The organism is Staphylococcus sp. HMSC067F07 (genome assembly GCF_001837405.1).
Classification (GTDB): Bacteria; Bacillota; Bacilli; order Staphylococcales; family Staphylococcaceae; genus Staphylococcus; species Staphylococcus capitis.
The window spans coordinates 291255-306818 of sequence record NZ_KV832234.1 but is presented as its reverse complement, the minus strand read 5'-3'; the positions used below and the strand labels follow the sequence as shown (position 1 = coordinate 306818).

General features: G+C 32.5%; 14 protein-coding genes and 1 pseudogene. 14 read left to right on the top strand and 1 reads right to left on the bottom strand.

Going from position 1 to position 15564, the window contains the following annotated elements; translation table 11 throughout:
* Nucleotides 1-21 precede the first annotated feature (21 nt).
* From HMPREF2706_RS04710 to HMPREF2706_RS04685, 6 genes are all read left to right on the top strand, one after another.
* Nucleotides 22-447: a YtxH domain-containing protein gene (locus HMPREF2706_RS04710; RefSeq protein WP_002434662.1), complete on the top strand. Its 426-nt coding sequence runs from the start codon at nt 22-24 to the stop codon at nt 445-447.
* Nucleotides 448-719: 272 nt separating this feature from the next.
* Nucleotides 720-2129, top strand: a complete 1410-nt coding sequence (pepV, locus tag HMPREF2706_RS04705; protein ID WP_049427349.1) for a dipeptidase PepV — start codon at nt 720-722, stop codon at nt 2127-2129.
* A 3-nt stretch (nt 2130-2132) separates the two neighbouring features.
* Nucleotides 2133-2981, top strand: coding sequence for a D-amino-acid transaminase (gene dat, locus HMPREF2706_RS04700; protein ID WP_049427347.1), 849 nt, complete (start codon nt 2133-2135; stop codon nt 2979-2981).
* A gap of 399 nt (nt 2982-3380) precedes the next feature.
* Complete coding sequence (locus tag HMPREF2706_RS04695; RefSeq protein WP_002434704.1) at nt 3381-4172, top strand: phosphotransferase family protein; 792 nt, start codon at nt 3381-3383, stop codon at nt 4170-4172.
* Nucleotides 4173-4185: 13 nt separating this feature from the next.
* Nucleotides 4186-4830: a tRNA (guanosine(46)-N7)-methyltransferase TrmB gene (gene trmB / locus HMPREF2706_RS04690; protein WP_023350085.1), complete on the top strand. Its 645-nt coding sequence runs from the start codon at nt 4186-4188 to the stop codon at nt 4828-4830.
* Nucleotides 4831-5105: 275 nt separating this feature from the next.
* On the top strand, nt 5106-5930 hold the full coding sequence (locus HMPREF2706_RS04685; RefSeq protein ID WP_037549509.1) for a YtnP family quorum-quenching lactonase: 825 nt from the start codon (nt 5106-5108) through the stop codon (nt 5928-5930).
* A gap of 52 nt (nt 5931-5982) precedes the next feature.
* Here HMPREF2706_RS04685 and HMPREF2706_RS04680 read toward each other — a convergent pair whose 3' ends face one another.
* Nucleotides 5983-6297 (bottom strand): peptidase, encoded by a 315-nt coding sequence (locus HMPREF2706_RS04680; protein WP_049427341.1) that lies wholly within the window; start codon nt 6295-6297, stop codon nt 5983-5985.
* A gap of 85 nt (nt 6298-6382) precedes the next feature.
* Between HMPREF2706_RS04680 and HMPREF2706_RS04675 the strand changes: the two genes are divergently transcribed.
* The 8 genes and pseudogenes from HMPREF2706_RS04675 to HMPREF2706_RS04640 all read left to right on the top strand — a co-directional run.
* Nucleotides 6383-7459 carry a M42 family metallopeptidase gene (locus tag HMPREF2706_RS04675; RefSeq protein ID WP_023350088.1) on the top strand — a complete coding sequence of 359 codons (1077 nt, stop codon included), beginning with the start codon at nt 6383-6385 and terminating at the stop codon, nt 7457-7459.
* A gap of 14 nt (nt 7460-7473) precedes the next feature.
* On the top strand, nt 7474-7785 hold the full coding sequence (locus tag HMPREF2706_RS04670) for a thioredoxin family protein (protein ID WP_030058669.1): 312 nt from the start codon (nt 7474-7476) through the stop codon (nt 7783-7785).
* Nucleotides 7786-7900: 115 nt separating this feature from the next.
* Complete coding sequence (locus HMPREF2706_RS04665; protein ID WP_049427339.1) at nt 7901-8764, top strand: DUF1444 domain-containing protein; 864 nt, start codon at nt 7901-7903, stop codon at nt 8762-8764.
* A 16-nt stretch (nt 8765-8780) separates the two neighbouring features.
* The gene (gene ytpR, locus HMPREF2706_RS04660) at nt 8781-9377 is read left to right on the top strand and encodes a YtpR family tRNA-binding protein (RefSeq protein WP_002434829.1); all 597 of its coding nucleotides are present in this window, start codon (nt 8781-8783) and stop codon (nt 9375-9377) included.
* 20 nt (nt 9378-9397) lie between these two features.
* Complete coding sequence (locus tag HMPREF2706_RS04655; protein ID WP_070862221.1) at nt 9398-13081, top strand: DNA translocase FtsK; 3684 nt, start codon at nt 9398-9400, stop codon at nt 13079-13081.
* Nucleotides 13082-13101: 20 nt separating this feature from the next.
* The gene (gene murC, locus HMPREF2706_RS04650; protein ID WP_002434715.1) at nt 13102-14415 is read left to right on the top strand and encodes a UDP-N-acetylmuramate--L-alanine ligase; all 1314 of its coding nucleotides are present in this window, start codon (nt 13102-13104) and stop codon (nt 14413-14415) included.
* Nucleotides 14416-14489: 74 nt separating this feature from the next.
* Nucleotides 14490-15014, top strand: a complete 525-nt coding sequence (locus HMPREF2706_RS04645; protein WP_002453468.1) for a DUF948 domain-containing protein — start codon at nt 14490-14492, stop codon at nt 15012-15014.
* Between the two features lie 75 nt (nt 15015-15089).
* Nucleotides 15090-15564, top strand: a pseudogene (locus HMPREF2706_RS04640) (smooth muscle caldesmon); the annotation flags it as partial.

Here is a 15564-nt window from a genome sequence, read left to right as displayed (position 1 = left end):
CAAAGGAGAAGGTGTACAATTATGGGTAAAAGTACAAATTTATTTAGAATTGCATTAGGCATTGGTGGCGCTGTTGCAGCAGTCGCTTTATCACGCAAAGACAGTCGTGACAAACTTAAAAATGAATATAACAAATATAAAGAAAATCCTGAATCATACAAAGCAAACGCTAAAGACTTTGCTAGCCAAATTGGAAACAAAGCCAATGAAACGATTCAAGAAGTAAGAAATAATCCAAGAGATTATGTTGATCGTATTAAAAATGATCCTAAAGCATTCTTTGAAGAAGAAAAATCTAAATTTACTGATTTAGATGACAAAAAAGCAGATGATTTAGAAGAAGGAAAGTTTGACGACGAAGGTGGCGCAACAACTTCTAATAATCTAAGAGTTGTCTCTGAAGATGATTTAAAAAATAATAAAAATGCTTTAGAAGATAAAGAATAAATAAAATTTATCAATTTAAATCATAATAATAAAGAGCCTATAGATGAACGCTAGAAGTTCATCTATAGGCTTCTTTTTTATCTCAAAAAATATATAAAGCATTTAATTTGAAACGCAAATATGCATTATATTAGTACTCCGAAACTTGATATAATTTAACTTGAAAATCATCATTACAAAAAATTAAGTAATTTTCTGACATCTTACTGTAGTTTCTGAGTAACATATTGTAAAATGGAGTTTAACTTATATAAAAAGGAAGTCGATCTCAAATGTGGAAAGAAAAGGTTCTAGAATATGAAAATCAAATGATTGATGATCTTAAGGGCTTATTATCTATTGAAAGTGTAAGAGATGATTCTAAAGCCTCTGAAGATGCACCTGTCGGACCCGGACCAAGACAAGCTTTAGATTACATGTACGAATTAGCTGAGAGAGATGGGTTTTCAACACATGATGTAGATCATATAGCCGGACGAATAGAAGCTGGCCAAGGAGAAGATGTCTTAGGTATCTTATGTCATGTAGACGTTGTTCCGGCTGGTGATGGATGGGATTCTGACCCATTTGATCCTGTAGTAACAGACGATGCAATTATTGCCAGAGGTACACTAGATGACAAAGGACCTACAATTGCTGCATATTACGCCGTGAAAATATTGAATGATATGAACGTAGATTGGAAGAAACGTATTCATATGATTATAGGTACAGATGAAGAGTCTGATTGGAAATGTACAGATAGATATTTCCAAACTGAAGAAATGCCTACATTAGGTTTTGCACCTGATGCTGAGTTCCCAGCGATACATGGTGAAAAAGGAATCACTACATTTGATTTAATTCAAGATCAAATAAATGAAGATGTAGATGAACCAGATTATGAATTATTAAACTTTGAATCTGGTCAAAGATATAACATGGTACCAGATCATGCTGAAGCCCGTGTTTTAGTTAAAGAAAATATGACAGATGTGATTCAAAACTTTGAATATTTCGTTGAACAAAATGAGCTTCAAGGAGAAAGTACCGTTGATAGTGGAATTTTAATCTTAACGGTTGAAGGTAAAGCGGTTCATGGCATGGATCCTTCACTAGGCGTCAATGCTGGATTATATCTACTTAAATTCTTGTCTTCTTTAAATTTAGATAAAAGTGCAAAAGATTTTGTTGAATTCAATAATCGTTATCTCTTTGATTCTCATTTTGGAGAAAAAATGGGTATGAAATTCCATACAGATGTAATGGGAGACGTTACTACTAATATAGGAATTATTAAATACGATAATAAAGAAGCTGGAAGATACGGTGTGAACTTAAGATATCCTCAGGGATTTGAATTTGAAGAGGCTGTTGAAAGATTTACTAATGAAATTAAAGACATCGGATTTAGCCTTGAACTTGGAAAAGTTCAAAAGCCACATTATGTAGATAAAGATGATCCATTTGTGGAGAAACTTGTCAAAGCATATAGAAACCAAACTGGCGATATGACTGAACCTTACACGATTGGTGGGGGGACTTATGCTAGAAACCTAGACAAAGGCGTCGCATTTGGTGCTATGTTTGAAGATACTGAAGATTTAATGCATCAAAAAAATGAATATATGACTAAAAAACAATTGATTAACGCAACCAGTATTTATTTAGAGGCAATTTATGCTTTATGTGTGGAGGGATAAACGATGACAAAAGTTTTTATTAACGGGGAATTTTTGAACGAAAAAGACGCTAAAGTATCTTACGAAGATCGTGGTTATGTATTTGGCGATGGAATCTATGAATATATTCGTGCTTACGAAGGAAAATTATTTACAGTTAAAGAACACTTTGAACGATTTTTGAGAAGCGCAAATGAAATTGGCCTAGATTTAGGATATACAGTAGATGAGTTAATTGATTTAGTTCGTCAATTATTAAACGAAAATAATGTGAAAAATGGTGGGATTTATATTCAAGCAACTAGAGGTGTAGCGCCTCGTGAACATTCCTTCCCGACGCCTCCAACAAAACCAGTAATCATGGCATTTACTAAGAGTTATGACAGACCATATGAACAATTAGAAAACGGAGTATATGGTGTGACAACTGAAGATATTCGTTGGTTACGTTGTGATATAAAAAGTTTAAATCTTTTAGGAAATGTATTAGCAAAAGAATATGCTGTTAAATATAACGCTACAGAAGCGATTCAACATCGAGGTGAGACAGTTACAGAAGGTGCATCTAGTAACGTTTATGCGATTAAAGATGGTGCAATTTATACGCATCCAATCAATAACTTTATTTTAAATGGTATTACTCGCCGTGTAATAAAATGGATCGCTGAAGATTACGGCATACCATTCAAAGAAGAGACATTTACAGTTGATTTCTTAAAAAATGCTGATGAGGTTATTATTTCTAGTACCTCTGCTGAAGTCATGCCAGTGATTAAAGTGGATGGTCACGATATTGGCAATGGAAAAGTAGGAGATGTAACTCGTAAATTGCAAGAAGGCTTTAATAAGTACATTAAATCACATAGTATTTAAAACCTTAAATTTTAAAATTATTTAAACTTTAAAAATCTTAATAAAATTGTCTTAATTTCTCAATAATTAGTGCTAAAATTATGTTATAATTTATATTAAAGTGATTTAGAAAATACAAGTACTTTCGACTAGTAAAATGTGTCATTTTGTTTCTCATTTTTAGTTGAAATTGACCCTTAAAAATTATAAAATCTTCTATGAGTGATAAATAATGAACGGGCTGATTAAATAAAATATTTAGGGAATTTTATATTATAAAGCCAACTTAAAAAACTGTTATCTAAATATCAATTGAGCGTAAGAGAAAATTAGAATATGCGCTTTTCTATAAATTAGAATATATGGCTCTTGAAAATATATTTCTAGAGCCATTTTCTAATTGAAAGTGAGGTGAACATGTTGGAGCAGTTTTATCAGTTAGGGTGGACGCTTGATTCAGCTGGCGGTGCTTCTGGTGAAGCATATATGGCTGAACAAGATGGACAGAAATTATTTTTAAAACGTAATTCTAATCCTTTTATTGCTGCATTGTCTGCAGAAGGAATTGTACCTAAACTTGTATGGACGAAAAGAATTGAAACAGGAGAAGTTGTTACCGCACAGCATTGGAAGAACGGTAGAGAATTAAAATCTGATGAAATGGATCAAACCAGAGTAGCGAAATTACTCAATAAAATTCACAGTTCTAAACCATTGTTAAGCATGCTTAAACGTATGGAAATGGAACCTATCACTCCTGATATCATGTTAAATAAAATTAATGCCTCTTTATCTAGAGAAGTTCTAACTCACCATGTTGTTAGAAAAGCTTTAACTTATTTAGAAGATCATATTCCAAATTTAGATTCACGCTTTTTTACTGTAGTACATGGAGATGTTAACCATAACAATTGGTTATTGTCTGATAGAGATGAATTGTATCTCGTTGATTGGGAAGGGGCAATGATTGCAGACCCAGCTATAGATATAGGTATGCTGCTTTACAACTATGTTCCTCAATCTAAATGGTCAAAATGGTTTGATACATATGGCCTAGAAGAGAGTATCAATTTAAATAAACGTATGAAATGGTATACAGTGATTCAATCCATTGGTATGGTTCAATGGTATGAAGAACAAAAACGATATAAAGATATGAATATGTGGTTGAAATTCTTAAATGAAGTTATGAATAGCAACTTATTTATATAAGGAGTAATTTAATATGAGAGTTCGATACAAACCTTGGGCAGAAGATTATTTAAAAGAACATCCTGACCTAGTAGACATGGACGGTACTCACGCAGGCCGTATGTCTGATTGGTTTGACACAGAACAACCAATATATATAGAAATTGGCTCAGGAATGGGGCAGTTTATAACTACTTTAGCTTCTAAACATCCAGAAATTAATTTTGTATCAATGGAACGTGAGAAAAGTGTCATGTATAAAGTTCTTGATAAAACAAAAGAACTTAATTTAACTAATCTTAAAATGATTTGTAATGATGCTATTGAGTTAAATGAATATTTTAAAGATGGAGAAATTTCAAGAATATACCTTAATTTCTCAGACCCTTGGCCAAAGAAACGTCATGCAAAAAGACGTCTTACATATCACACATTCCTTGCTCTATATAAGCAGATTCTCAAGGACGATGGAGAAATTCACTTTAAAACAGACAATCGTGGTTTATTTGCATATAGTCTTGAGAGTATGTCGCAATTTGGGATGTATTTTACAAAAATGAATTTAAACCTACATGACGAAGATGATGAAGATAATATTCTAACAGAATATGAGAAAAAGTTTTCTGATAAAGGCTCAAGAATCTATCGCATGGAAGCAAAATTTCACAAGGATTTATAAAGTCCTTAAAGAAGAAAATAATATAACTATTGTCTTAAATAGAACGTCTACAAAGTTACAAACTTTGTAGGCTTTTTTTATTTTACCTAATAAACTATTTCAAAATGAGAATCAAATTTTGTATACTCAAACTTCTATGAGATTGACTGGGAACTTAAACTTTCCTATAAAATGCTTACATTTGATTTTAATAGTGACTTATAATAATTTTTAATAAAAGATGTAATTTACATCATTTCTATGAGAAGTTCAATAATGTCAAGGAGGCGTTATCTTTGAAATTAGGGCGATTTACTCTCCATTATTTAAGAGGTGGAAACACTAATATAGATGGTGGGGCGATGTTTGGTGTTGTTCCCAAACCGTTATGGACTAAAAAATACAAAGTAAATGATAAGAATCAAATTCATACTCCGACACATCCTATTTTAATTCAAACTAGTGATAAGAATATTTTAATCGATACGGGTATTGGTAATGGTAAACTTTCAGATAAACAACAAAGAAATAGTGGTGTTGAATATGAGAGCTTAATAGATGAGGATTTAAAACAATTAGGTTTAACAACCTCTGATATTGATATGGTCTTAATGACCCATCTTCACTTTGATCACGCTTCTGGTTTAACAGATAAAGATGGACATGCAATTTTTGACCGAGCTACACATTTCATACAGCAAGACGAGTGGCATGAATTTCTTTCACCTAACATAAGAAGTCAAGCTACTTATTGGAGTTATAATCAAGGGGATTATAAGGAAAGGTTAATTTTATTTGAAAATGAGATAGAACCTTATCCTGGTATAAAGATGAAGCACACAGGCGGGCACAGTTTCGGTCACTCAATCATTACGATTGAAAGTGATAATGAATACGCTGTGCATATGGCTGATATATTACCGACTACTGCTCATCTTAATCCACTTTGGGTGACAGCTTATGATGACTATCCGATGCAATCCATTAGAGAAAAGGAACGATTAATCCCATATTTCATGCATCATAATTATTGGTTCTTGTTTTATCATGATGAAAATTATTTTGCGGTAAAATACCAAGATGACTTCAAAACAATTGATACATTTATTTCTAGACAATAAAAAAGGTTATCGTTTGATAAAATATTCAAACGATAACCTTAATTATAGAATGCTATAACTCGATAATATCGATAACTTGACCAGAATTAGCATCGGCATAAAACTCATAGTCTACTAATTTACCATCATGATAAGCTGTAATACCACCTTGATAGATAGGTTGGTTATGATTAACATTATTCAAGACAATAGGTTGATGTACTACATAAGAGCCTTTTACGTTTCTAAAATACGTTTTAACTTCTTTTAATAAGTCATTGGCATTATATAATTTTCGCTTTGTTAAGTAAAATGCTAAACATAGTGAAGTTATAAATGTTACGAAAAGCATCACTATTGCTATACCTTTAAAATTAAAAGACTTCATCATATAATCTCCTCTTATCTAAATTCTTATTCTTAGTTTACCATATTGAAGATGATATAATAGAGTGCAAGGAGTGAGATTGTGTATGATGATAGATAATACGAAAACTTTAGAACGCATAAAACAATTAACAGAGCTTCATGGAGCCCCTGGTTTTGAAGATGAAGTAAGAGATTATATGAAACAAGAAATGAACCCCTATGTTGATGAATTTGTTCAAAATAACATGGGTGGAATTTATGGAGTTAAGAAATCTAAACAAAGCAATGCCCCTAAAGTAATGATTGCTGCACATATGGATGAGATAGGTTTTATGATTACTCATGTAACTGATAATGGTATGATTCAGTTTACTAATTTAGGTGGCGTTGCTAATGATATATGGCAAGGACAAAGACTGAAAGTTAAAAATAGAAATGGCAATGAGATTGTTGGCGTTGTTGCCAATATTCCAAAGCACTTTAGAACAGGTAATGAAGCGGCTCCGGAAATAAAAGATTTAATGTTAGATATCGGTGCTTCATCTCAAGAAGAAGTACGAGAAAGAGGTATTGAAATTGGAGATACAATCGTTCCTGACACATCTTTCACTCAATTATCTGAGTATCGTTATATAGCTAAGGCATGGGATAATCGTTATGGTTGTGTCCTCGCGATAGAAATATTAGAATTGCTCAAAGATATAGAATTAGATGTTGATTTGTATGTAGGCGCTAACGTTCAAGAAGAAGTTGGATTAAGAGGTGCAAAAGCGGCTGCTGAGCAAATTAAACCTGATATTGCCTTCGTGGTAGATTGTTCCCCAGCTAATGATATAAAAGGGAAACAACAACTCTCTGGTGCACTAGGGGAGGGCACATTAATTCGTATTAAAGATGGTACAATGATATTGAAACCACGCTTTAGAGATTATTTATTAAAGTTAGCCACAGAAAATGATATTAAACATCAATATTATATTTCTCCAGGTGGTACCGATGGGGGAGAGATCCATAAAGCAAATGAGGGCATACCTACAGCAGTGATTGGCGTTTGCGCAAGATATATACACAGCACGGATGCAGTTTTTGATATAAGAGATTACTACTCAGCTAGACAACTATTAAAAGAATGTATAACTCATTTAAATCATCATCAAATAGAAGTACTAAAATTTGGTTAAGGAGTGTAGAACAAGTGAAACAACTTGATACAGAACAACAATTTGAAGAATTAAAACAAGGTAATACTGTCTTTGAATTTACCGCTGATTGGTGCCCAGACTGCAAAGTTATAGAACCTGATTTACCTAAATTAGAAAACAAATATAAAGACTTTAATTTTGTTTCGGTAGATAGAGACAAATTTATTGATATATGTATTGATAACGATATCCTAGGAATACCCAGTTTCTTAGTTTATAAAAATGGTAAACTTGAAGGTAGCTATATAGGTAAAGAAAGAAAATCTATTGATCAAATTGATGCATTTTTAGCAAAATATATTTAAGTATCAATTTATTTAGAAAATAACGTTATCTATACACCGTATTTTTAGTTTTTTCTGTTATATAGCAGTTATTTATTGTAAACTGTTATAAGGTGCGAAAATAGGAGTGTTTTAAATGAATGTCTTCCAAATGAGAGATAAATTAAAAGCGCGTTTAAATCATTTAGACGTAGACTTTAAATTTGATAGAGAAGAAGAAACTTTAAGAATTTATCGTACAGATAATCATAAAGGTGTCACAATCAAACTCAATGCTATTGTCGCCAAATATGAAGAACAAAAAGATAAAATTATAGATGAAATTGTTTACTATGTAGAAGAAGCAATTGCTCAAATGGGCGATCATTCTTTAGAAAAAATGGAAGATTTAAAAATCATGCCAGTTGTTCGAGCAACAAGCTTTGACAAGAAGACTAAAGAAGGTCATTCATTTATTTATAGTGAACATACAGCTGAAACGAATATTTATTATGCTCTCGATTTAGGTAAATCATACAGATTAATAGATGAAAGTATGTTAAAAACAGTAAATATGACTGAACAACAAATTAAAGAAATGTCATTATTCAATGTTAGAAAACTTAAAAATAAATATTCTACTGATGAGGTTAAAGGCAATATTTTTTATTTCATCAATTCTAATGATGGGTATGATGCAAGTCGCATACTTAATACGTCATTCTTGAATGAAGTCCAAGAACAATGTGAGGGTGAGATGTTAGTTGCAGTTCCTCACCAAGACGTGTTAATTATTGCTGATATACGTAATAAAACAGGTTACGATGTCATGGCTCATTTGACAATGGAATTCTTTACTAAAGGTTTAGTACCAATTACTTCATTATCATTTGGCTATGACAAGGGACACTTAGAACCAATATTTATTCTAGGAAAAAATAATAAACAAAAACGTAATCCTGATGTTATACAGAGATTAGAAGCGAATAGAAAGAAATTTAATAATAAAGATAATCAATAGAAATGGAGTTTTATAGATGAACTTATTTTATAATCCACAAGGTGTAGGAGATGTAGCTTTTTTACAGATTGAACCTACAGATGGTGCATTTGATTACAACAAGAAAGATGATGTAGTCGAAATCACTCAAGATGGGCAAGTTGTTGGTTTCAATATCTTTAACGTATCAGATAAAATAAAAATAGAAGGAAACGGTCATATCAAATTAACTTCAGAAATTATTGAGGCGTTACAACAATCTATTAATAATTCTGGATTTAACTATCAATTAGATACTGATTTATCACCTAAGTTTGTAGTTGGATATGTTGAAACTAAAGAAAAACATCCTGATGCGGATAAATTAAGTGTTTTAAAAGTTAATGTTGGTAATGAAACTTTACAAATTGTTTGTGGTGCACCTAATGTAGCAGCTGAACAAAAAGTAGTAGTAGCTAAAGTAGGTGCTGTAATGCCAAGTGGAATGGTTATCAAAGATGCTAAATTACGTGGTGTTGATTCAAGTGGTATGATTTGTTCAATGAAAGAATTAGATTTACCAAATGCACCTCAAGAGAAGGGTATTATGGTATTAAATGATGATTATGAAATTGGGCAAGCATTTTTTGAATAATAAAGAAAGGTAGTGAAATTATGAGCTGGTTTGATAAATTATTTGGCGAAGATAATGATTCAAATGACGACCTGTTACGTAAAAATAAAAAAAGAAGACAGGGCACTCAATCTCAACAAAATAATCAAGACTCATTACTGCCTCAAAACAATGATATTTATAATCGCCCAAGAGGTAAATTTAGATTTCCTATGCATGTATCTGAAGAAGCTTCATATAACGATCTAGATAATGATAAAAAATATGAAACTTCTGAATACAATGCTAATTATGGTTCAAGAACATATGACACACAAGATGATGACTCTACACGTAATTTAGTTGATAATTCTGGAAAAAGACATCGCCGTAGACGTTCATCTCAAATGCGTGAGCATGATCATATTAATCAACATTCAAATCGTAATGAAAATCAAATGCATCATCGCGAGTCAAGTCGTTCTAAAAGAAGTTCTAATAACAGTCAATCTGATGATTATCGTTCATATAATAATAAGTCAAATTCTCGCATGAAATTACAATCTGAACGTTTGAAATCTAACAGTAAACTCCAATCCTCTACGAATTCTGAACTTACATATCATGGCGGTAGTTTCAAAGCGAGCGACGTTCCGTCAGCTATTTTTGGAACTAAGCAACGACGTCCTTTAGAAAACGGAGTGATTCCACCTAAACAAGATTCTCTACAAAATAGCAATAATGCAACTAGTAAATCACAAAGGAATCAACCTAAAAATGCACATGATGTAAACATGTATCGTCAATCTATAAATAAACAAATGGGCTATCAATCTGAAGAATCATCATCTAAAGATAATCAACCTCAACCAAAAATCCATGCCAAAACTTCAGATACAGAACAGACACAGAAAACATCTTCAAGTCATCTTCAATCTAACAATCATTCAGCGCAAAAGTCTGAAGGACGAACACCTAATTATTCTAAAAAAGATAACACTGTTAATATTGAAAATATCTATGCTTCACAAATCGTTGAAGAAATCAGACGTGAAAGAGAACGTAAAGTCCTTCAAAAAAGAAGATTTAAAAAAGCGCTTCAACAAAAGAGACAACAAAATAAAGACAATGAAGAAGATCAAATTCAAAAAGCAATTGATGAAATGTACGCGAAACAAGCACACCAATACATTGGTGAAAGCTCTCTAGATGAAGACCATAATGATGAGGATATGAATGACGGACAGTCTAATAATGTGTCAGAAAGAACTACAACAACTTCATTCAAAGAAGACCAAATTGGCGCTTCGTCGTACAATTATGAAGAAATCAACCTTGATGATGAACAACATATTCAAAAGGTAAATGACGAAGATGTGCATGTAAGTGATGCCTCTAGCGAAAATGCTACTGAGGAAACTAGTGTTGATAAAGCACACAACGATAATGTAGAGGATGCTCAATTCCAAGAATTAAATGATAGCCAACAACCATCAGAATCGACTTCTCACCTTGAAAATGAAAATTCACAACAGCAAGAACACTATAATAATGCAATTAACCAAAGTGTTGATAATGAGAAGGAGTATGCTAAACATAGACAGAAAAACGATGATGATTTTAAAGAATCAGCTTCTTCATTAAGTACAAGTGAGATAAATAGTGATAGTTCTTCGTCGATAGTAAATGCTTCAAATAATGATACTATGGCTTCCACGGTTAATTCAAAACATAGTATGACAGCTAATGAAGGTCAATCATTTGGTAGCAGTGTGGCTCAAGAATCGGAATTAAATAGACCAACAACTCAATCGCAATCAAAAGATGTTTCAACACATAAACCGCGATTTGCAGGTAGTAAACCATTTAATGTGGTAATGACGCCTTCAGATAAGAAACGTATGATGGATAGTAAAAACAATAGTAGAATTAATGTTCCCGAATTAAAACCTGAACAACAAATTGATCAATCTACTGAAATGGATTTTAGTGAGAGTCAATTTACTTCTGAGAATAATTTAAATGAAAGTGAAACAAATCAACAAACTTCACATGAGTACCAAACTCAATCTGAATCAAACGACGACGGTATTACAGGTGTGTCTACAAGTGACAATGTTAACAATAAGCATATTCAACAGCATACTCAAAGCACATCTCATAATGAAACTAGTGGAAGAAGTAGCGGTAATTATTACTCAGAAACTGTAAAAGATAATGATGACACTAACCTAAATAATAATAAAACTTCTGCAACAGGAATTACTCATCAGGAAGTAAAAGAACAAGCATCCAATTCTTATAAAAACCAACAAGAGTCACCTCAAGATAAGCAACAAGGAATTAGAAAAGGACCTAATATTAAATTGCCTAGCTTTGATTTATTAGAAGAACCTGAACCACACGAAGTTGATGAAGAATGGATAGAAGAGAAGAAACAGGAATTAAATGATGCACTTTATTATTTCAATGTGCCCGCAGAGGTTAAAAATGTAACAGAAGGGCCAAGTGTTACAAGATTTGAATTATCTGTAGAAAAAGGTGTGAAAGTTTCAAGGATTACTGCACTTCAAGACGATATTAAAATGGCATTAGCTGCCAAAGATATACGTATTGAAGCGCCAATTCCTGGAACAAGTCTTGTAGGTATTGAAGTACCAAATCAAGACCCAACTAAGGTTAACTTACGTTCTATTATAGAAACACCTAAATTTAAAAATACAGAGTCTAAATTAACTGTAGCGATGGGTTATCGAATTAATAATGAACCATTATTAATGGATATCGCTAAAACGCCTCATGCACTTATTGCCGGAGCAACAGGCTCAGGTAAATCGGTTTGTATCAATAGTATCTTAATGTCATTATTATATAAAAATCACCCTGAAGAATTACGCTTACTATTGATTGATCCTAAGATGGTGGAATTAGCACCATACAATGATTTACCACATTTAGTTTCTCCTGTAATTACAGATGTGAAAGCTGCTACTCAAAGTTTAAAATGGGCAGTAGAAGAAATGGAGAAACGCTATAAATTATTTGCTCAATATCACGTAAGAAATATTACTGCATTTAATAAAAAGGCACCTTATGAGCAAAGAATGCCAAAAATTGTTATAGTAATTGATGAGTTAGCCGACTTGATGATGATGGCACCTCAAGAAGTAGAACAATCAATTGCACGTATTGCTCAAAAAGCACGTGCATGTGGTATTCATATGTTAGTGGCTACACAAAGACCTTCAGTAAATGTTATTACGGGTCTGATTAAAGCAAATATTCCTACTAGAATTGCCTTTATGGTATCTTCAAGCGTGGATTCAAGAACAATTCTAGATAGTGGTGGCGCGGAACGCTTATTAGGATATGGTGATATGCTATATCTAGGAAGTGGAATGAATAAGCCAATTCGTGTTCAAGGTACATTCGTTTCTGATGAGGAAATAGATGATGTCGTTGACTTTATTAAACAGCAGCGAGAACCTGAATACTTATTTGAAGAAAAGGAATTATTAAAGAAAACACAATCTCAAGCACAAGATGATTTATTCGATGACGTGTGCGAGTTTATGGTGAATGAAGGACATATATCAACTTCATTGATTCAAAGACATTTCCAAATTGGTTACAATAGAGCAGCTAGAATTATAGATCAATTAGAGCAGTTAGGTTATATATCAGGTGCTAACGGTTCTAAACCAAGGGATGTTTATATTACTGAAGCGGATTTAAATAAAGAATAAATTGAGTAAGGAGTATTAAAATGACGCACTATCATTTTGTCGGAATTAAAGGCTCCGGCATGAGTTCATTAGCACAAATCATGCATGATCTTGGTCATGAAGTCCAAGGTTCAGACATAGAAAAATACGTATTTACCGAAGTTGCTCTACGTAACAAAGGCATCAAAATTTTACCTTTTGATGTTGAAAATATTAAAGAAGGCATGGTTGTCATTCAGGGTAATGCATTTTCAGACAATCATGAAGAAATAGTTAAAGCTCATGAATTAAAACTTGATGTCATTAAATATCATGACTTCCTAGGTCATGTTATCAATCAATATACATCTGTAGCTGTTACAGGTGCTCACGGTAAAACTTCAACAACTGGTCTATTGTCACATGTTATGAACGGAGATAAAAAGACATCATTCTTAATTGGTGATGGTACTGGCATGGGATTGCCTGGAAGCGATTATTTTGCATTCGAAGCTTGTGAGTACCGTAGACATTTCTTAAGTTATCATCCAGATTATGCGATTATGACGAATATTGATTTTGATCATCCAGATTATTTTAAAAATATTGAAGATGTCTATGATGCTTTCCAAGATATGGCTCATAACGTTAAGAAGGCCATAATTGCATGGGGTGATGATGACTATTTACGTAAATTAGAGGCTGATGTACCAATTTATTATTATGGTTTTAAAGAGACTGACGATATTTATGCTAAAAATATTCAAATCACCGAAAAAGGTACTCAGTTTGATGTTTATACTAACGGGGAATTTTATGATCAGTTCTTATCACCACAATTTGGTGACCATAATATTTTAAATGCGCTTTCAGTTATTGCGATTAGTTATTTAGAAAAGATGAATGTTGACAACATTAAAGATGCATTAGTCACTTTTGGTGGTGTAAAACGTCGCTTTAACGAAACAAAAGTATCTAATCAAGTATTAGTAGACGATTACGCTCACCATCCTAGAGAAATTAGTGCTACAATTGAATCAGCTAGAAAGAAATATCCACAGAAAGAAGTAGTAGCTGTCTTCCAACCTCACACGTTCTCTAGAACTCAAGCTTTTCTAGACGAATTCGCATCTAGTTTAAGTAAAGCAGATCGCGTATTCTTATGTGAAATTTTTGGTTCTATTAGAGAAAATACAGGTGAATTAACTATACAAGATTTAATTGAACGTATTGACGGCTCGTCGCTAATAGATGAAAATAGTATTGACATATTAAAAGAATTTGATAACGCAGTCATTTTATTTATGGGCGCTGGTGACATTCAAAAGTTACTTAAAGCTTATTTAGAAAAATTAGGCGTAAAAAATGAGTTTTAATATGTTTATAATAAAACATCATGGGTATTAAATATTAATGACTTTTATTTTATGGTATTTAGGAGGCGTTTTTAATGGATTGGATTTTACCAATTGCAGGAATTATCGCTGCGATAGCGTTCTTAATTTTATGTATCGGTATCGTTGTAGTTTTAATTTCTGTTAAGAAAAATTTAGATTACGTGGCTAAAACACTTGATGGTGTTGAAGGTCAAGTTCAAGGTATTACTCGAGAAACTACTGATTTACTTCATAAAGCAAATCGCTTAACTGAAGATATTCAAGGTAAAGTGGATCGTTTAAATTCTGTTGTAGATGCTGTTAAAGGTATCGGCGACTCAGTTCAAACTTTAAATGGTTCTGTAGACCGAGTAACTAACTCAATTACGCACAATATTTCTCAAAATGAAGATAAAATTTCTCAAGTAGTTCAATGGTCAAATGTGGCAATGGAAATTGCTGACAAATGGCAAAATAGATACTACCGTAGAGGAAGTGCAAACTACAAAGCAAACACTGTAGCTGACGATGCAAATCATAGCTATTCAAATTCAGAATACAATTCTGATCATAGTTACACTACACGTGTTAACAAATAATTAATACGAATGAATTAAATGCACTTAAATGAGGTTTTTACTTATTTAAGTGCTTTTGTTTTAGGAGGAATCGTTATGGAACACTATAACCGCGATAATTTTGAGAGAAATAATACAGGTCGTGATTTATATAACCGTACGTCACGCAATTCATCAAATACGCCTAAACGTAAAGACTTCGTAGTAAGTTTTATTGCTAGTGCAATCGTTGGCTCTGCTTTAGGTCTTTTTTATAAAAATAAAGTATATAAAAAAACAGATGAATTAAGAGATAAAGAACAAGATTTAAGAAATAAAGTACTTAATTATAAAGAACAGGCTGAAAACACCGTTAATTCAGTAAGAGATAGAGTAGAGAACTTTAGAAATCGTTCTAAAGATGGTTTAACTTCTGATGAATTACAAGCACAAAAAGTAGCAATCCAAAGAGAAGTTAGTGACAATAATCTATCAGATCAATCACCTGAGGCTCAAGAAATTCAAGAAGCTAAATTAGAAGCTACTAAAGACGACTTTGAACAACAAAATAAACCATCAGCTACAGAATTAA

Coding starts and splice junctions, on each gene's coding strand:
- ytpR (WP_002434829.1), top strand. CDS start 8,781: ATGAACTTATTTTATAATCCACAAGGTGTAGGAGATGTAGCTTTTTTA.
- HMPREF2706_RS04710 (WP_002434662.1), top strand. CDS start 22: ATGGGTAAAAGTACAAATTTATTTAGAATTGCATTAGGCATTGGTGGC.
- HMPREF2706_RS04645 (WP_002453468.1), top strand. CDS start 14,490: ATGGATTGGATTTTACCAATTGCAGGAATTATCGCTGCGATAGCGTTC.
- pepV (WP_049427349.1), top strand. CDS start 720: ATGTGGAAAGAAAAGGTTCTAGAATATGAAAATCAAATGATTGATGAT.
- HMPREF2706_RS04680 (WP_049427341.1), bottom strand. CDS start 6,297: ATGAAGTCTTTTAATTTTAAAGGTATAGCAATAGTGATGCTTTTCGTA.
- HMPREF2706_RS04665 (WP_049427339.1), top strand. CDS start 7,901: ATGAATGTCTTCCAAATGAGAGATAAATTAAAAGCGCGTTTAAATCAT.
- HMPREF2706_RS04655 (WP_070862221.1), top strand. CDS start 9,398: ATGAGCTGGTTTGATAAATTATTTGGCGAAGATAATGATTCAAATGAC.
- murC (WP_002434715.1), top strand. CDS start 13,102: ATGACGCACTATCATTTTGTCGGAATTAAAGGCTCCGGCATGAGTTCA.
- trmB (WP_023350085.1), top strand. CDS start 4,186: ATGAGAGTTCGATACAAACCTTGGGCAGAAGATTATTTAAAAGAACAT.
- dat (WP_049427347.1), top strand. CDS start 2,133: ATGACAAAAGTTTTTATTAACGGGGAATTTTTGAACGAAAAAGACGCT.
- HMPREF2706_RS04675 (WP_023350088.1), top strand. CDS start 6,383: ATGATGATAGATAATACGAAAACTTTAGAACGCATAAAACAATTAACA.